Raw genomic sequence first — 15563 nt, forward strand, 5'->3', positions numbered from 1 at the left:
GGCAGATTCTACCAGTGGCCGCCGAAAGGGGGTTTCGGTTCGTGGCCCTACAGGCTGATCCGCTCGCCGCGCTCGTCGCTCCGTTCGATAGCGTCGAGGACCCGCTGTGCGGCGAGGCCGTCGGCGAAGGACGGCTCCTGTTCGCCGCCGTCGGCGACGGCTGAGAGGAATTCGTAGTTCTCGTGGACGAACGTGTGCTCCCAGCCGATGACGTGGCCGGGTGGCCACCAGTGGTCGACGTAGGGGTCGTCCTCGTCGGTGATAAGCACCTGCTGGAAGCCGCGGTCGCCCTCGGTGAGCACCTGCAGTTCGTTCAGCCGTTCGAGGTCGAACTTGATTGCGCCTTTCGACCCCTCGATTTCGATGGTGTGAGCGTTCTTGTGTCCGTTGGCGACGCGGGAGGCCTCCAGCGTTCCCATGGCGCCGCTGTCGAACGAAACCTGTGCGCTGTAGGCGTCGTCGACGGTCACCGGGTGCGTCTCGTCGCTTCCCTCTACGGGGCGTTCTTCCGTGAACGTCTGCAGGTGGCCGCTCACGTCGGTTATCTCGCCGGCGGCGTCGCCTAGCAGGAACCGGGCGAGGTCGACCGTGTGCGAGCCGAGGTCGCCGAGTGCCCCGCTTCCGGCCATCTCCGCGTCGTTGCGCCAGGACCACGGCGCGTCGGGGTCGACCAGCCAGTCCTGGAGGTACTGCCCGCGGAAGTGATGAATCTCGCCGAGTGTGCCGTCGTCGATGAGCCCCTTCGCGTACTGGATGGCCGGGACGAAGCGGTAGTTGAACGCCGCGCCCGCGGGCACGCCAGCGTCCGCGGCGGCCTCAGCCATTTCCTCCGCCGTATCGAGCGTGGGCGCGAGCGGTTTCTCACAGAAGGTCGGCGTGCCGGCCTCCAGCGCCGCGATTGACGGCTCTGCGTGGACGTGGTTCGGGCCGAGGTTGTAGAACACGTCTACCTCGTCGACGATATCCCGCCAGTCCGTTGCAGTCCGGTCAAAGCCGAACTGGTCGGCTGCGTCGGCCAGTGCGTCCTCGTCGCGGCCGACGAGTACGTCCTTGTTGACCGCCGGCGCTTCGGGGAAGAACATGGGCAGGCGGTCCAGCGCGTTCGCGTGGGCCTTTCCCATGAATCGATAGCCGAGCATGCCGATATCGAGGGTCATGCCATCACCTCAGTTGTACCGCGAGTGAGCGAAGCGAACGAGCGGCCTTTTTCGCCACCGAAAGACTCGCGTCGCTCGTCTTTCGAGCCTTGCTTCACTTCGTTCAGCAAGACCACGTTTTTGCCGCGAGTGGTGGCCGAAGGCCACCCGAGCGGGAAAAAGGTGGCCGTGAATCGATAGCCGAGCATCCCAATGTCCAGTGTCATGCGCGGCTGTTCACTCGGGGCCGAAATAACACTCATGGTGACGGCAGGGCGGCGGGCCGCACCGAGGGAAAAGCCAAAACCGGATGCGTGCGTTGACAGCGCATGGCCACTGAAACGACCGTCCGCATCGAGGACATCATGTCGACGCCGTTAGAGACTATTTCTGCCGACGAAACCGTCAAAGCGGCTGCGACGCAGATGCAAGCGCAGAACATCAACGGCATCTTCGTCCCGGGGGCGCAGGCGGGCATCATCACGACCACGGACATCGTCGACGCCGTCGCGGCCGGGAAGGACCTCTCGTCGGCGACCGTCGGCGACGTGATGACGTCGCCGGTCGAGCGGGTGACGACCTCGCTCGAACTCGGCGAGGCCGCAGCGATGATGACGACCTACGACATCAAGCACCTCCCCGTCATCGACGAGCATCAGGACTACGTCGGCATGGTGTCGTCGACGGATATCACGAAGGCACTCTCCTGAAGACGGGTTTTCCGGCAAACTTCGGCGGGGCTCAGATAAAGTCGTCCAGAGCGGAGCGGTCGCCGTCGTTGTCGCCTGTTCCGGGCAGTGCATCGGCGATAGCCGAGGTGAACGAGCCGAGGCCGCGCGTCTGATACCAGACCGTTCCGGGGCCGGTGAAATCCATCACGATCCCTTCGCCGCTGAGTAGCGTCGATTTCAGGCCGCCGACGCGGTGGGCGTCGAAGTTGACCGACTCCTCCCAGGCGACGACGTGGTCGTTGTCGATGGTGTAGGACTCGCCGGCGTCGAGTTCGACGGTTTCCAGCCCGCCGAAGGCCTCGATGAGGACGTTTCCGGTCCCCTTTAGCGCCAGCGGCGTGATGCTCGCGCCGGCTAGCATCGACTTGATACCACCGAACTCGGAGTCGATGTCGATATCCGGGTCGGCTGCGAGGAACGCCCCGTCGACGGCGTACAACGTCTCGCCAGTGAGTTCGTGGTGGTGGACGTCACCGGGCGTCGGCGGCGCGAGGGTTACGGTCCCGGGGCCGCCCTTAGCAGTGAACTCGTTCGCCAGGAGCGACTCACCGCCGAGCATCGACTTCGCGGAGCTGAGGAGGCCGTCCCGGCTGGTCGTCGTCTCGATTTCGATGGTCGGCGAGTGGCTGACCATCGCACCGGGTTCCGCGAGTATCGATTCGCCGCTGTCGAGGGCAACGCGGACGTGCGTGTACGAGGGCTTGTGTGTGAGTTCGATGTCCATAACGTGTCACTGGATACGGTAATCCAGTCGGAATATCTCCCAGACAGTATATAAGTATGAGTGCCAGAAAAAGACCGCACTACCGCCCGTATCGCTTACTCAGCCCAGTAAGCGTCACCGGGCTGTGTCTCGAAGACGGCGCGGTCAAGCACGTCGACGGCCTTCTCCAGTCCCTCGCGTGCGCTGGTCAGCGAGTCCTCGTGTTCGATGGAGAGCGCGCCGTCGTAGCCGATCATCCGCAGCGTCGACACCACGTCCTTCCAGTGGGATTCGTCGTGCCCATAGCCGATAGAGCGGAACAGCCACGACCGGTCCGCTTCGTCTGTGTACGGTGCGGTGTCCAGCACGCCCTTCTCCCGGGCGTTCGACTCGTACACTTTCGTGTCCTTGGCGTGGAAGTGATGGATGGCGTCGTGTTCGCCGAGCAGGCGGATGGCCTCGGTCACGTCGATGCCCTGCCAGTACAGGTGCGACGGGTCGAAGTTCGCGCCGATGCGGTCGTTCGTCCGCCGGCGCAGTTCCAGCAGGCTGCGGGGCTCGTACACCAGCATGTTCGGGTGCATCTCGATGGCGACGTCCACGTCGTGTGCGCCGGCGTGGGCCGCGAGGTCCGACCAGTACTCGTCGGCGACGCGCCACTGGTACTCGTGGGCGTCGGCGTGTTCGGTTGGCCACGGCGCGGTAATCCAGTTCGGCACCTCGTCGTCGGGGCCACCGGCGGGCAGGCCAGAGAACCCCGTGACGGTGTTCACATCGAGCTGGTCGGCCAGCCGAATCGCTTCCCTGAGTTCCCGGTCGGCCTCGGCGGCCTGCTCGTCGTCAGGATGGAGCGGATTGTTGTGGGTCGCCAGTGCGCTCACCCGAAGGCCGTGCTCGTCCAGGAGTGCCTCGAGTTCGGCCTGCTTCTCCTCGTTGTCGAGATACGCCTGGCGGTCGAGGTGGTCGTCACCGGGGAAGCCGCCACATCCCAGTTCGACCGCATCGATCCCCAGGTCGTCGAGGTACGCCAGCGCCTCGTCGAGCGACTGCCCGCCCAGGGGAACCGTCAGTACACCGATATCCATGGCCGGGGATACAACCGGTGTTGAAAAAAACGTACTGCCGTCACCGCGCCCCATCTGGTCGACCAGCAAGCGGTACGGACCGGAGACAGGACCGTGATAGACTGTGGCGTAAAGGCTTAACCCGGGGCGTACAGTGGTTTACTCATGATTGTGGCCGTACTCGGCACCGGACGACGAGGGCGGGATATCGCACAGCGATGTGTCCGTGCGGGCCACGAGGTGCGTCTTCGGGGGACGGATGCGACGGCTGTGATGGACCGCGTCGACGAGATTCGGCACGCACTCAACGGGGATGTCTCGGCCGGTATCGACGGAACCACCGGACTCGAAAGTGCCGTCAGCGGCAGCGATATCGTCATCGACGCAACCGATGGCGAAACGGACAACCACCGGGAAGTCGTCGCCGAAACTGAGACGATGGTCGAGGATGAGACGCTCATCGCCGTCAGCGACACGTCGCTGTCGGTGACCGCAGTCGCGACTGGCCTGCTGAGTCCGGACCGAGCAGTCGGACTCAACCTCGTCGATCCACCAGATGGCGCTATCGTCGAGGTCGTCATCGCCGAGCAGACGACGGCGGCGACCCGCGACCGAGTCACCGACTTCGTCGAGAGCTTGGACGCGTCGCCGGTCGTCGTCCGCGACACGCCGGGATTTGCCGCGCTACGCCTCGAACTCGCTACCATCGTCGAAGCCGTTCGGATGGTCGAGGACGGCGTCGCCGGGATTCGGGACATCGACCGGACGTTCGAGCGCGGCGATTCGGACCGCGACGGGCCACTCGTCCGGGCCGACCGCCACGGGCTGGAAACAGTGCTAACCGCGCTCGAAGACCTCGCCGACCGGCTCGACGAGCGGTTCGAACCGCCGGCGTTGCTCCGACAGAAAGTCGAGGACGGGCAACGTGGCGCTGTCGCTGGCGAGGGATTCTACGTCTGGGAAGACGGTACCCCGACGGCCGGTGCCGAACCGGACCCGGACGTGCCAACACGAGATAGCGAGTCCGATATCAGATGAGTTCGCAGGAGGACCCACCGGCCGAACTGGACCCAGAAGACGACGAATTCGCGGCCCTGTTCGACGAACTTCAGGAGCTCGAACAGCTCGTCGACTCCGAGGACGAGCGACGGCAGGTCCGGGACGCGATGCGCGCGGCCGCGGACTCTCAGGACCACGAACCCGCGACCTTCGGCCGGGTCGTCTGGGGCTTTGGCCGGTCAGACCTCGCGGAGGCACTGCTGGGTTCGCTGCTGTTCGGGATTCCCATGGCGGTCGAGGGCGGAACTATCGACGCCGGCCGGCATATCGCCCAGCACCCGCTGTATCTCGCCGCGACAGTCGCTATCGCTGTCGGGCTGGTCATCTCCATTCTGTACGTGGCCGAGTTTCAGGACGTTCGGGTGGCGAACCCGATTTTCGGATTCATCCCGCGGCGACTCGTCGGCGTCACCGGGACGGCACTCGTCGTCTCCGTCGCACTGCTTACTGGCTGGGGGCTGGTCGAGTGGTCGACCGACCCCGCGGTCGTCTACGAGTCGGCCTGCATCTGTGCTGTGGCGTTCGTTCCGATGGCAATCGGCGCTGCGCTCGGGGACATCCTGCCCGGGAACTAGGGCCATGCCAGTCACTCGCGGTGGCGGTCGCGTTTGGCAATCGTTAAAAGCCGCGGTCGGATACGGAGTGGTATGAGCGAGAGCCAACAGAAACAGGCGCGCAAGTGCGTCTCGTGTGGCATCAACATCGCCGGCACGAACGCCGCCGCGTTCAAGTGCCCGGACTGTGGCCAGCAGATCTACCGCTGTGCCACCTGCCGGAAGCAGAGCAACCTCTACAAATGCCCGGACTGCGGCTTCATGGGGCCATAACAATGGGGAAAGTAGCAGCCAAGATCAAGGTCATGCCGGAGAGCCCCGAAGTCGACCTCGACGACCTGCAGGAGCGTCTCGAGGGCGTGCTTCCGGAAGGAACGAAGATCAACGGGTTCGAGCGCGAGGACGTCGCCTTTGGCCTCGTCGCGCTGACGCCGACAGTCATCGTCCCTGACGACACCGGTGGGACGGAAGCCGTCGAAGAGGCCTTTGCGAACGTCGATGACGTCGAGTCGGTCTCCGTCGAGAGCACCGGTCGCCTGTAATCGACTCGCCGCTGTAGTTTTCCACTCGGTACCGTAGCAACTGCAAGAGCGTGACCAGTGACGGTCGCGGAACGCACGTTTTATTAGGGCGACCGGATTAGCGAGGAGCAAGAATGCCTAGTTCAAACGGACCTCTCGAAGGAACACGAGACAAGCTCAAGAACAAGCCCCGCGACCGTGGCACCTCGCCACCACAGCGCGCCGTCGAAGAGTTCGACGACGGTGAGAAAGTCCACCTCAAGATCGACCCGTCAGTGCCGAACGGCCGCTTCCACCCGCGGTTCGACGGCCAGACCGGAACCGTCGAGGGGAAGCAGGGTGACGCGTACAAGGTCGACATCGTCGACGGTGGCAAGGCGAAGACCATCATCGTCACCGCTGCGCACCTGCGCCGACAAGAATGACGATATTCAAAGAGAAGGTCAGTGAGGAGTTCCTGACGGTCGCGGAGACCAAGGAGATACTCGAAGACCTCGAGATGGAGCGCGCGGCCGAGGAGGACCGCGAGATGCGCTACGAGCTCAAGCGGGCTATCGAGCACGTCAACCGCTTTGCCGTCCTCGACCCCGAGGAGTCGCTGCAGCTGGTCGAAGACCTCGAAGAACTCGAAAAGGTCGACACGCCGACGGCCTACAAAATCGCGAACCTGCGGCCGCTGGACCGCGACGAGCTCCGCGCCGTGTTCGCCAAGGAGCGATACACGCTCGATGGCGACGAACTCGACGAGATTCTCAACATCGTCAAGCAGTACGCGTAGCGAGGACAATCGTCAGTTCGGCTCTTCGCCGCTCTATCCCTACTTTCACGGACGAGCAGCTACGCGGTCGAGATCTAGTTTTCGCTGCCGCTGGACCGAAGCGAAGATAGCGACGGCGCTCCGTGCCGCGGTTCGGGGCATCCACCGGCATTAAGTGTGCTGTGGTCGTACTGCCTGGCATGACTGAATCGGAGAGCGGCGGCGACTCTATGATGGCGGCTGTCCTCGATGTCCTCCCACACGGGCGGCCCGGAGACGACCGGCCACAGCACCAGAAGGAGCCGCTCGCGTATGCGCTCGACGTCGAGGAGTTCTACATTTACGAGCTCCAGCTCGACGACAAGGACGTCGATATCGCGTTCGGTGACCGCGTTGACCTGACGGAGTTCGGCCGCGTGACGGAAGTCGAGTTCGAAGATATCCCGAGCGGCGCCCGTTCGGAACTCGACTACGCTGTCGAGGAGATCGTCGAAGCGAACGAACAGCGGTTCGTCGACTTCTACAACGACGCCCAGCCGATCACGCTGCGGCTCCACCAGCTGAACCTCCTGCCGGGCATCGGGAAGAAGCTCCGGAACACGCTTCTCGACGAGCGGAAGCGAAAGCCCTTCGAGAGCTTCGAAGACCTCGAAGAGCGCGTCAGCGGCCTCCACAGCCCCAAGGAGACGCTTGTCGAGCGGATACTCGAAGAGCTACAGGACGACGACCTGAAGTACCGGCTGTTCGTCCGGCGCGAGGAGCAGTCCTCGTAACACTGTCGGCTGCAAGCAGCGAAGCTGACAGCCACCAGTATAAGGCGACCCTTTTCTACCGCGACCCGCTACGGCTCGCTAATGACTACGACCGAGACTGGGAGTCGGGATCCTGACGCGCTCGTCCGGCGGGCCGGCAAACGGGCCGATACCCGACAGGACCAGCACTTTCTCGTCGACGACCGGGTACTGGACCGCATTCCGGAGTACGCGATGGACGCGGACGTCGACCTCTCGCACGTACTTGAAATCGGTGCTGGCCCGGGTGCACTGACGGACCGCTTGCTCGCAACGGCTGAGACGGTGACCGCAATCGAACGCGACCCGGACTTCGCGGCCCACCTCCGCGAGGAGTTTACCGAGGAGATAGCAGCGGACCGCCTCGCCGTTGTCGAGGGCGACGCGCTCGAAGTCGACCTGCCGGATTTCACGGCCAGCATCTCGAATCTCCCCTACGGCGCGTCCTCGGAGATCGCCTTCCGACTGCTGCCCGAGCAGCGCCCGCTCCTGTTGATGTTCCAGCGGGAGTTCGCCGAGCGGATGGCCGCCGACCCCGCGACGGACGACTACGGGCGGCTCTCGGTCACAGCAGGCCACTACGCCGACGTGGAGATTGTTGAGACAGTGCCGCCAGAAGCGTTCGACCCGCAACCCCGCGTCACCAGCGCGCTCGTCCGGACGACGCCGAGGCAACCCGACTACACCGTCCCCAGCGACGAGTTCTTCATGGACTTCCTGAAGGCGGTGTTCACCCAGCGCCGGAAGACGATGCGCAACGCCGTCCGGAACACGGCCCACATCTCCGGACTGGGCGACCCCGACGCGGTGGTCGAGGCCGCCGACGAGGACCTCATGAGCGCCCGCGCCGGAAAGCTCACGCCGGCCGACTTCGCTACGCTGGCGACGCTCGCCTACGAAGTCGGCCAGCCGGAGGCCTGAGATGGGTGAGGAGTCCGACGGTCGGGATGCGGCCGACGGAGACAGCGGCACCGGTGACCGTCCCTCGTTGGCTGACCAGCGGGGCGTAGAGTCGGTGTACCAGCCCGCAGAGGACTCGGACCTGCTGGCGCGAACGGCCCGCGAGCGAGTCGATGCGGGCGACACCGTCCTCGACGTGGGGACGGGATCCGGCTACGTCGCCGCGACACTCGCCGACGCCGGAGCGCGGGCGGTCGGCATCGACGTGAGCCCGCTGGCCTGTCGAGAAGCGGCAGACAACGGCGTCCCGGTCGTTCGCGGCGACCTCGTCGAACCGTTCCGGACGAATGCCTTCGACCTCGTAGCGTTCAATCCGCCTTACTTGCCGACGCCGTCCGAACAGGAGTGGGACGACTGGATGGAACACGCGCTGTCGGGCGGGGACGACGGCCGTCGCCTTGTCGACCCGTTTCTCGAAACCGTCGAGCGCGTGCTGGCTCCGGGCGGCGAAGCGCTCATGCTCGTCAGCAGTCTCACGGACCCGGACGCGGTACGAGCGTACGCGAGCGAACACGGGCTGGCGAGCGAGCAGCTTGCGAGTGAGAAACACCCATACGAAGCGCTCGTCGTCCTGCGGTTCTATCGAGATTGATTACTGCTGGGCATTTAATCGAATAGGAAATATTAAAGCCCGTCATTTCCTACTCCACGGCAATGACACAGGTAATCGCCACGACCCCTGGGCTCTTTCCGCTCCCGGACTGGGCCAAGGACGAACTGGCAGATCTGAAAGGCCATCAGAAGACCGACCTCATCTCGGGCGACGAGTCCGGCGAGGTCGTCGCGGCCTACGACCAAGCGCGCGAGGAAGTCATCTCCATCCAGCAGGACGCCGGGCTCGACCGCGTCGTCGAGGGCCAGTTCCGCTGGGACGACATGCTCGCGCACCCGCTCGCGGTCCACGACAACGTGGAGACCAAAGGTATCGTCCGCTACTACGACAACAACAACTTCTACCGAGAGCCGGTCGTGCAGGGCGACCTCGGTGCTGACGGCGGCGACGTCGCCGCAGACCTCGGTGCCGCAGCCGACCACGTCGACGACGGCCTGCAGGCTGTGCTCCCTGGCCCGTACTCGCTTGCGGACCTGGCGACCGACGAGCACTACGGCGACGACGCCGAGTTCCTCGACGCCATCGCCGAGTTCCTCGTCGAGGAAGTGAACGCCTTCCCCGACGTGGAGACGCTGTTCCTGCTCGAACCGTCGCTAGTCGAGAATGCGCCCGAAGACGGTGAGGACGAGCGTGCCGCCGACGCCATCGACGCCGTCGCCTCGGCCGCCGACGCCGAGGTCGTCGCTCACACCTACTGGGGTGCAATCGAGGAGAAGGCCTACGCGCACCTGATGGACGCCGATGTGGATGCCATCGGCTTCGACCTCGTGGCGAACCACGACCAGACAGTCTACAACGTCCAGGAGTACGGCACGAAAGACGACGTGGCGCTGGGCGTCGTCGACGGCCAGAACACGCTGGTCGAGTCCCCGGAGACGATTCGAGACCGCATCGACTGGTTCGAACAGCAGACCAACACCGCCTACGACACCGTCTACGCGACGGCGAACACAGAAACGTTCTATCTCCCGGTGAACAAGTTCGAAGACAAACTCGAAGCGCTCGCAAACGCCGCGGACCTGGAGGCGGCGGAGGCATAAAACGATGACAGGACCACGAGACCAGTTCAAACCGGCGGATCACCCGAACGACCACTTCCTGCTGACGACCGTCGTCGGCTCCTACCCCAAACCCAAGTGGCACGACCGTGCCCGCGAGCTGTTCGAGGACGAGGACGCCGACTTCGGCGAGGACGAGTGGGAGGAATCGAAAGACGACGCCTCGCGACTCATCACCCACGAGCACGAGCGAGCGGGCCTCGACGTCATCTGTGACGGCGAGATGCGCCGCAACGAGATGGTGGAGTACTTCGCTCACCGTATCGACGGCTACGAGTTCAACGGCCGCGTGAAGGTGTGGGGCCACAACTACTTCGACAAGCCCAGCGTCGCCGACGAGGTCGAGTACGGCGAGCAGTGGCTCGTCGAGGAGTTCGAGTTCACCGACGAGGTCGCCGAGCGGCCGGTCAAAGTCCCGATTACGGGCCCGTACACCCTTGCGAACTGGTCGTTCAACGAAGTGTACGACAGCGAGGAACAGCTGGCCTACGAACTGGCTGACCTCGTCAACGAGGAGATCGAGGCGCTGGTCGAGGCCGGCGCTCGCTACATCCAGATCGACGAGCCCGCGCTGGCCACGACGCCGGACGACCACGCCATCGTCGGCGAGTGTCTGGAGCGCATCGTCGACGAGATCCCCGACGACGTGCGTCTCGGCCTGCACGTCTGTTACGGTGACTACTCGCGCATCTACCCCGAGATTCTGGACTACCCGGTCCACGAGTACGACCTGGAACTCGCCAACGGCGACTACGACCAGCTCGACGTGTTCAAAGAGCACGAGTTCACGAAGGACTTCGCGATGGGCGTCCTAGACGCACACACCGCGGAGGTCGAGTCCGTCGAGGAGATCAAGGAGAACATCAAGAAGGGGCTGGAGGTCGTCCCGCCGGAGCGACTCACCGTCTCGCCGGACTGCGGCGTGAAGCTCCTGCCCCGCGAGGTCGCCCGCGGCAAGATGGAGAACATGGTGCAGGCGGCTCGCGAAATCGAAGAAGAGCTGGACGCCGGCGAGCTAGAGGTCGTTGCGAGTGGTGCGGAAGCGCACGCTGACGACTAGCGAGATTCGAGCGGAGCGAGAATCTCGGATAGCGAGCGGGGAGAGCGAGGCGCACTGCGCCTCGAAAATGAACGGCGGAGCCGTGAACGTAGCGACCCGCGAGCAGCGCGGTTGGAGCGGTCAACAGGAGTCCAAATGCAGCGTGGACCCGACTACCCGTATTTTCGACGAAGGTGGGCTGTGATTTCGGCAGCTATCGAATATTCTCGGGCGCACCGGTCACGGAACCGGCAAATGTAGCAGACACGTATGCGACCATCCCCGGTGCGGGATCGAGCAAGACATGTGGAGCCTCTGGCCAGCGTGACCTCGAACAGGTCATCACGGGGATGCTTGAACACCAAAGCCCCGAATAGACAAGTATACGATTGCTTATAAATTTGTGAATTACTCGTCCCAACTGAAAGGAACTGGCCACTAATTTGTTCGACAGATATCGAAATCAACATCGACCTAAGAGGAAAATAATTGTTGACGTACTAATAATATAAGGGGCTTCCGTATTCAGGTAAATACCCCATATTATGAATATAGAGGCACTAATACCGCTGATTCTCCATTCCCAAATTATGTTATATGCTAGCATGTAAGTCTGGGAAAGAGTTTTGAGGGTCTCTGGAGAAGCTAGCGATGTGAAAGCTATGACAGGGGACACACATCTTCGGGCGGAACTGTATCTTCGTGGAGATACCTACGGCACGTTCGACGCCCAACAGCAGGTACTCAATCGGGTCAAGCGACTGGAGGCCAACGGCGTGTTCAGCGAGTCGATGGTCGCCGGTGAGTGGCAGCGGATCAGGACGATGGCGGAGGACAAGCGGTCGGAAGCCATCCAGACCTACGAGGAGTTCACAGACTGGGCAGGCCAGAACGGCCACTCGCTCGAACCGGCCTTCGAACGACGGAATCGGAGCTACGTCGGGATGGACCGCGTCGACGACGTCGTCGTGTTCCCGGTCGTCTCGCTTGCGATCTACGACGGCGACGACCTGGAGGGCGTGTTCCCGTGTTCGGACAACGAACGGACCTACACCGTCGGCGACGCGCTGGAGGCCTTCGAGCGCGGCGACGAAAACTGGCTCGCGCAGTTCGACTCGCTGTCGGTCGACCGGACCGACCCGTTGCTGGAACCGGGCGTCGACGCGACGATCTAACCGCGTAGCGCGTCGACCGGTTCTTCGCTCGCCGCTTTCCAGGCCGGATACAGGCCGCTGACGATGGCCGTCAGCACGCCGAACGTAAACGCCGCGCCGACGTACCAGGCGTTTGGCAGCCTGAAGACGGCCATCGCGTCGCCGACGGCGTAGTGGTTTATCGCCAGCCCGGCACCGACACTCAGAATGACACCAGCGATGCCGCCGAGGAACCCGAGCAGCGTCGCTTCCATCAACATCACCTTGAGGACATCCCGCTTCTGGTAGCCGACCGCTCTGAGGACGCCGATTTCCTCCCGACGTTCGACGGTGGACATCAGCATGACGTTGAGAATCGAGATGCCGGCGACGAGCAGCGAAATCGACGCGATGCCGGCGAGGACGGTGTTGATGATCTGGAACTGCTCCTCGATGGTGTCGACGAGCGAGCCCAGTTCCTGCACGAAGACCCGCTCCTCACGGTCGTTGAGCGCGTCGCGGATCCCCATTGCCGTCTCGTTGGCCCGTGTCCCGGTCGACTCGATAACGTACACTTCCGAGTAGCCACGCTGGCTGAACGACGTCGCCGGCATGATGATTCGGTTGTCGGGGTTCGTCGAGGAGAACGGGTCACCTTCTTCGAGCACGGCCCGGATACGGACACTGGTCCCGTTGACGGTGATCTGGCTCCCGGGATGCAGGTCGTGCTCCTCCGCGACGTTCGACCCGACAAGCGCACCGGACCGGAACGGCGAGACCCGTCCCTCCTTGGCCTCGTACAACGCCGCCGGGTCCTCGACGCCGTATATTTGTTCCCTGACAGCGTCCTCGCGGTTGTACGACACCGGTTCCGTGCGCGTCTTTACCGGCGAGACAGTCGCCGTCGGACTTGCCTCTCTGCGGATCGTCCGGATATCGCGTTCGGTGAGTTCAGTGATGTTTTCGCCGGAGTTCGGGTACACCGTGAGCTGGTTGCCGACGTTGCCGAGGTTCTGGGTGAACGAGTACTGGAGCGCGACGCCGAACATCCCCAGCGAAGCGATGGCAACGACGCCGATGACGATTCCCAGCGACGCCAGCAACGACCGCATCTTCGTCCGCGTGAGGTTGCGCCGCGCCATCAGCGCGGCCGGGAAGAACCTACCTGCCATTCTTCCGTTCCCTCCCGATGGTGCCGTCGACCAGATGGACGGTCCGGTCGACGTATTCGTTGACCAGGTCGTCGTGGGTGACTGCGACGATTGCCACGTCGTCCTCGTCAGCGATGCGGCGGAACTCGTCGAGTATCTGTCGCCCGGTTTCGCTGTCGAGATTGCCCGTCGGTTCGTCGGCGAGAACGACCTTTGGGCTGTTGATGAGCGAGCGCGCGATGGCGACGCGTTGTTTCTGGCCGCCGGAGAGTTCGTCGGGCTTGTGGTCGAGTCGGTCACCGAGCCCAAGCCGCTCAAGGAGCCTTCTGGCCCGTTTCGTGACTTTCGGGTCGCTGTCCAACAGCAAGGGTACTTCGACGTTCTCGACGGCAGTCAGCGTCGGCAGGAGATAGAAGTGCTGGAACACGAACCCGATCGTTCGCTTGCGGAGCGCGGTCCGCTTGCTGTCGCCGAGTCCAGTCACGTCCTGCCCCTCCAGCAAGACGGTCCCTTCCGTCGGCGTATCAAGCAGTCCGAGGATGTTCAGCAGGGTCGTCTTGCCACTGCCGCTGGGCCCCATAATCGAGACGAACTCGCCGGCTTCGAGGGCGAAGTCGATACCCGCCAGCGCGTAGAGGGTCTGGCCGCCGGTACGGTAGCGCTTGACCAGTCCCTGTGCGTCGATGACCGTCATACCTCGATATCGTCGTCACCGCGGCGGTAGCGACGCACGAGGACACCGACGACGACCAGTAGCGCCAGACCACCGGCGACGAACACCGGCAGCATGCTGTTCTGGTCACCGCCCTCGCTGTCGCCGTCCTGCTCCGGCTGCTGTGCCGAACCGCCCATCCGGTCGAGATCGACGTCGAACGTCTGTCGCTTCCGCGTGTCGTCGACGAGGTACGTTACTTCGAGTGGCACCGACGTGACGTTCCCCTCGGTCCGTGCGTACACGTCGAAGGAGACGAAGTCGCTGGCCGGGACCGTGCCGACGAAGTAGTCGCGGTTCGGCGTCGCCGGAGTGACGGTCTCGGTATCGACGACACTGACGAGGACGCTGTCCGCATCCGTCGACCCGACGTTGCTCGCACTCCCAGAAATCTGCAGTCGACCGCCTTGTCGGATTACGTCCAGACCAGTGAGGTCTATCGTTCCCGGGACTGATCGGAGCGTCGTTTCGGTGGTCGTCTGCTCCGCTTCAGTTCCGAGTTCGTAGTTGGCCGTGACGGTGACGTCCGCCCGGGGCTCGTCCATCGTGGCGTTCAGTCGCACCTGCCGGGTCGTACTGGCCGAGATGTTCTCGAGCAACACGCGCTGGAACGACGCGTTCTCGGACGTTGCACTGATCATGACATCCGAGAGCGGAGCGTTGGCCCCGTTAGAGACAGCGACTCGCAGCGCGCGGTCGGTGCCGCTACCGACCGCAGACGTATCGAGTTCCACGCTGTTCCGGAGCGGGTCCGACTCGATGACTGTCGTCCGGGTCGTGTTGCGAGTGGTATCTCCGTCAACGGTGTAGCTGATCGTTGCAGTCAGCGGATGTTCGCCGGCGGATTCAGGTCGGAACCGGAACGGGGCCGTAACCGACCCGTTCTGTGCGACGCTCGACCGGACCGTCCGGCTCTGTGTCATCTCGACGCCCTCGCCCTCGACGACGACTTCGACGTTCGTTATCTGGGTGTCGAGCCCGTTTGCGACAGTGACTTCGCCGGTCGACTCAACGCCGGCGACGGAGTCGTTGGCCGTGATATCTACCTGCGGGTGCCGGTCCTGAACGTTCAGTTTCACCGGATATCTGAGTTCGACGTTCTCGCCCGTCCCGCGGTCACGGCCGTACACGATCACGCGGAGGTCTTTGCTGCCGGACGAATCAAACGATGCAGTCAGGGGTACTTCCAGCGTGCTGCCCGGCGAGATCGAGCCCAGATTCGAGACGCGCTCGTATTCTGTGACTCCTCTTCCGCCCGACTTCCGGATCGCGATGTCGTTGATTTCGAGCGGGGCGTCGCTACTCTCTAGATTTCGGACAGTCGTGTCGAACGTGATGGTTTCGCCCGGTGCTGGCGATGACGGCGACACCTCGACGTTCGATATCGACGCGTTGACGCTCGCGCCGGCGACTGAAAGCGGAAGCGAGCCGACGACGACTAAGCAGGCGAGTACAGCCACACCGTGGCGCATCACGCAGTCACCTCTACCTGCCGTAGTCGTCTGCTGGCCCAACCACTCCTCGGGAGGACGCTATCGGGGACCGTTGCCATGTGCGCCGGTCCGTTCTGGGCAATGTTAA

Annotated in this window: 20 protein-coding genes; 13 read left to right on the forward strand and 7 right to left on the reverse strand. The window is 63.6% G+C overall.

Features of this window, described 5'->3' with window-relative positions; all coding sequences use genetic code 11:
- Nucleotides 1–47 precede the first annotated feature (47 nt).
- Complete coding sequence (locus C442_RS09995; RefSeq protein WP_008310070.1) at nt 48–1157, reverse strand: Gfo/Idh/MocA family protein; 1110 nt, start codon at nt 1155–1157, stop codon at nt 48–50.
- Entirely contained in the window at nt 1154–1363 is a 210-nt protein-coding gene (locus C442_RS10000; RefSeq protein ID WP_008310072.1) for a hypothetical protein, read from the reverse strand. Before C442_RS10000 ends, C442_RS09995 begins: the two co-directional genes overlap by 4 nt.
- A 102-nt stretch (nt 1364–1465) precedes the next feature.
- Here C442_RS10000 and C442_RS10005 point away from each other — a divergent pair, with 102 nt between their 5' ends.
- The gene (locus C442_RS10005; protein ID WP_008310074.1) at nt 1466–1846 is read left to right on the forward strand and encodes a CBS domain-containing protein; all 381 of its coding nucleotides are present in this window, start codon (nt 1466–1468) and stop codon (nt 1844–1846) included.
- A gap of 31 nt (nt 1847–1877) precedes the next feature.
- Here the strand turns inward: C442_RS10005 and C442_RS10010 are convergent, their stop codons facing one another.
- Both C442_RS10010 and C442_RS10015 read right to left on the reverse strand, forming a co-directional pair.
- Nucleotides 1878–2591 (reverse strand): TIGR00266 family protein, encoded by a 714-nt coding sequence (locus tag C442_RS10010; protein ID WP_008310076.1) that lies wholly within the window; start codon nt 2589–2591, stop codon nt 1878–1880.
- A 95-nt stretch (nt 2592–2686) separates the two neighbouring features.
- Complete coding sequence (locus C442_RS10015; RefSeq protein WP_008310077.1) at nt 2687–3655, reverse strand: sugar phosphate isomerase/epimerase family protein; 969 nt, start codon at nt 3653–3655, stop codon at nt 2687–2689.
- 144 nt (nt 3656–3799) lie between these two features.
- On the opposite strand from C442_RS10015, the gene C442_RS10020 reads away from it, so the two are divergent.
- The 12 genes from C442_RS10020 (at nt 3800) to C442_RS10075 (ending at nt 12161) form a co-directional block, all read left to right on the forward strand.
- Nucleotides 3800–4672: a 3-hydroxyacyl-CoA dehydrogenase family protein gene (locus C442_RS10020; protein ID WP_049942930.1), complete on the forward strand. Its 873-nt coding sequence runs from the start codon at nt 3800–3802 to the stop codon at nt 4670–4672.
- Nucleotides 4669–5268 (forward strand): hypothetical protein, encoded by a 600-nt coding sequence (locus tag C442_RS10025; protein ID WP_008310081.1) that lies wholly within the window; start codon nt 4669–4671, stop codon nt 5266–5268. The genes C442_RS10020 and C442_RS10025 overlap by 4 nt, the downstream gene beginning before the upstream one ends.
- Before the next feature lie 72 nt (nt 5269–5340).
- A complete protein-coding gene (locus tag C442_RS10030) occupies nt 5341–5520 on the forward strand; it encodes an HVO_2753 family zinc finger protein (RefSeq protein WP_004516620.1) in 180 nt (59 codons plus the stop codon).
- Between the two features lie 2 nt (nt 5521–5522).
- The gene (locus C442_RS10035) at nt 5523–5789 is read left to right on the forward strand and encodes an elongation factor 1-beta (RefSeq protein ID WP_004593354.1); all 267 of its coding nucleotides are present in this window, start codon (nt 5523–5525) and stop codon (nt 5787–5789) included.
- A gap of 113 nt (nt 5790–5902) precedes the next feature.
- Nucleotides 5903–6193 carry a 50S ribosomal protein L21e gene (locus tag C442_RS10040; protein ID WP_004593356.1) on the forward strand — a complete coding sequence of 97 codons (291 nt, stop codon included), beginning with the start codon at nt 5903–5905 and terminating at the stop codon, nt 6191–6193.
- Entirely contained in the window at nt 6190–6546 is a 357-nt protein-coding gene (locus C442_RS10045; RefSeq protein WP_008310086.1) for an RNA polymerase Rpb4 family protein, read from the forward strand. The genes C442_RS10040 and C442_RS10045 overlap by 4 nt, the downstream gene beginning before the upstream one ends.
- A 179-nt stretch (nt 6547–6725) precedes the next feature.
- Nucleotides 6726–7298, forward strand: a complete 573-nt coding sequence (locus tag C442_RS10050; protein ID WP_008310088.1) for a DUF655 domain-containing protein — start codon at nt 6726–6728, stop codon at nt 7296–7298.
- Between the two features lie 81 nt (nt 7299–7379).
- Nucleotides 7380–8237 (forward strand): 16S ribosomal RNA methyltransferase A, encoded by an 858-nt coding sequence (locus C442_RS10055; RefSeq protein WP_008310091.1) that lies wholly within the window; start codon nt 7380–7382, stop codon nt 8235–8237.
- Between the two features lies 1 nt (nt 8238).
- Complete coding sequence (locus C442_RS10060) at nt 8239–8868, forward strand: HemK2/MTQ2 family protein methyltransferase (RefSeq protein ID WP_008310093.1); 630 nt, start codon at nt 8239–8241, stop codon at nt 8866–8868.
- A gap of 62 nt (nt 8869–8930) precedes the next feature.
- Nucleotides 8931–9929: a methionine synthase vitamin-B12 independent gene (locus tag C442_RS10065; protein ID WP_008310095.1), complete on the forward strand. Its 999-nt coding sequence runs from the start codon at nt 8931–8933 to the stop codon at nt 9927–9929.
- 4 nt (nt 9930–9933) lie between these two features.
- Nucleotides 9934–11007 (forward strand): methionine synthase, encoded by a 1074-nt coding sequence (locus C442_RS10070; RefSeq protein WP_008310097.1) that lies wholly within the window; start codon nt 9934–9936, stop codon nt 11005–11007.
- Between the two features lie 641 nt (nt 11008–11648).
- Entirely contained in the window at nt 11649–12161 is a 513-nt protein-coding gene (locus C442_RS10075) for an HTH domain-containing protein (RefSeq protein WP_008310099.1), read from the forward strand.
- Here the strand turns inward: C442_RS10075 and C442_RS10080 are convergent.
- From C442_RS10080 to C442_RS10090, 3 genes are read right to left on the reverse strand one after another with little or no spacing between them, the layout of a single operon-like run.
- A complete protein-coding gene (locus C442_RS10080) occupies nt 12158–13291 on the reverse strand; it encodes an ABC transporter permease (RefSeq protein WP_008310101.1) in 1134 nt (377 codons plus the stop codon). The two genes, C442_RS10075 and C442_RS10080, sit on opposite strands and share 4 nt — an antisense overlap.
- Nucleotides 13281–13964, reverse strand: coding sequence for an ABC transporter ATP-binding protein (locus tag C442_RS10085; protein WP_008310103.1), 684 nt, complete (start codon nt 13962–13964; stop codon nt 13281–13283). Before C442_RS10085 ends, C442_RS10080 begins: the two co-directional genes overlap by 11 nt.
- The gene (locus tag C442_RS10090) at nt 13961–15454 is read right to left on the reverse strand and encodes a COG1361 family protein (protein ID WP_008310104.1); all 1494 of its coding nucleotides are present in this window, start codon (nt 15452–15454) and stop codon (nt 13961–13963) included. The genes C442_RS10085 and C442_RS10090 overlap by 4 nt, the downstream gene beginning before the upstream one ends.
- Nucleotides 15455–15563 lie beyond the last annotated feature (109 nt).

The organism is Haloarcula amylolytica JCM 13557 (genome assembly GCF_000336615.1).
Taxonomy (GTDB): domain Archaea; phylum Halobacteriota; class Halobacteria; order Halobacteriales; family Haloarculaceae; genus Haloarcula; species Haloarcula amylolytica.

Bases quoted from the DNA above. Each gene is read 5' to 3' on its own strand.
- C442_RS09995 (WP_008310070.1), bottom strand. From the start codon at position 1,157: ATGACCCTCGATATCGGCATGCTCGGCTATCGATTCATGGGAAAGGCC.
- C442_RS10000 (WP_008310072.1), bottom strand. From the start codon at position 1,363: ATGACACTGGACATTGGGATGCTCGGCTATCGATTCACGGCCACCTTT.
- C442_RS10005 (WP_008310074.1), top strand. From the start codon at position 1,466: ATGGCCACTGAAACGACCGTCCGCATCGAGGACATCATGTCGACGCCG.
- C442_RS10010 (WP_008310076.1), bottom strand. From the start codon at position 2,591: ATGGACATCGAACTCACACACAAGCCCTCGTACACGCACGTCCGCGTT.
- C442_RS10015 (WP_008310077.1), bottom strand. From the start codon at position 3,655: ATGGATATCGGTGTACTGACGGTTCCCCTGGGCGGGCAGTCGCTCGAC.
- C442_RS10020 (WP_049942930.1), top strand. From the start codon at position 3,800: ATGATTGTGGCCGTACTCGGCACCGGACGACGAGGGCGGGATATCGCA.
- C442_RS10025 (WP_008310081.1), top strand. From the start codon at position 4,669: ATGAGTTCGCAGGAGGACCCACCGGCCGAACTGGACCCAGAAGACGAC.
- C442_RS10030 (WP_004516620.1), top strand. From the start codon at position 5,341: ATGAGCGAGAGCCAACAGAAACAGGCGCGCAAGTGCGTCTCGTGTGGC.
- C442_RS10035 (WP_004593354.1), top strand. From the start codon at position 5,523: ATGGGGAAAGTAGCAGCCAAGATCAAGGTCATGCCGGAGAGCCCCGAA.
- C442_RS10040 (WP_004593356.1), top strand. From the start codon at position 5,903: ATGCCTAGTTCAAACGGACCTCTCGAAGGAACACGAGACAAGCTCAAG.
- C442_RS10045 (WP_008310086.1), top strand. From the start codon at position 6,190: ATGACGATATTCAAAGAGAAGGTCAGTGAGGAGTTCCTGACGGTCGCG.
- C442_RS10050 (WP_008310088.1), top strand. From the start codon at position 6,726: ATGACTGAATCGGAGAGCGGCGGCGACTCTATGATGGCGGCTGTCCTC.
- C442_RS10055 (WP_008310091.1), top strand. From the start codon at position 7,380: ATGACTACGACCGAGACTGGGAGTCGGGATCCTGACGCGCTCGTCCGG.
- C442_RS10060 (WP_008310093.1), top strand. From the start codon at position 8,239: ATGGGTGAGGAGTCCGACGGTCGGGATGCGGCCGACGGAGACAGCGGC.
- C442_RS10065 (WP_008310095.1), top strand. From the start codon at position 8,931: ATGACACAGGTAATCGCCACGACCCCTGGGCTCTTTCCGCTCCCGGAC.
- C442_RS10070 (WP_008310097.1), top strand. From the start codon at position 9,934: ATGACAGGACCACGAGACCAGTTCAAACCGGCGGATCACCCGAACGAC.
- C442_RS10075 (WP_008310099.1), top strand. From the start codon at position 11,649: ATGACAGGGGACACACATCTTCGGGCGGAACTGTATCTTCGTGGAGAT.
- C442_RS10080 (WP_008310101.1), bottom strand. From the start codon at position 13,291: ATGGCAGGTAGGTTCTTCCCGGCCGCGCTGATGGCGCGGCGCAACCTC.
- C442_RS10085 (WP_008310103.1), bottom strand. From the start codon at position 13,964: ATGACGGTCATCGACGCACAGGGACTGGTCAAGCGCTACCGTACCGGC.
- C442_RS10090 (WP_008310104.1), bottom strand. From the start codon at position 15,454: ATGCGCCACGGTGTGGCTGTACTCGCCTGCTTAGTCGTCGTCGGCTCG.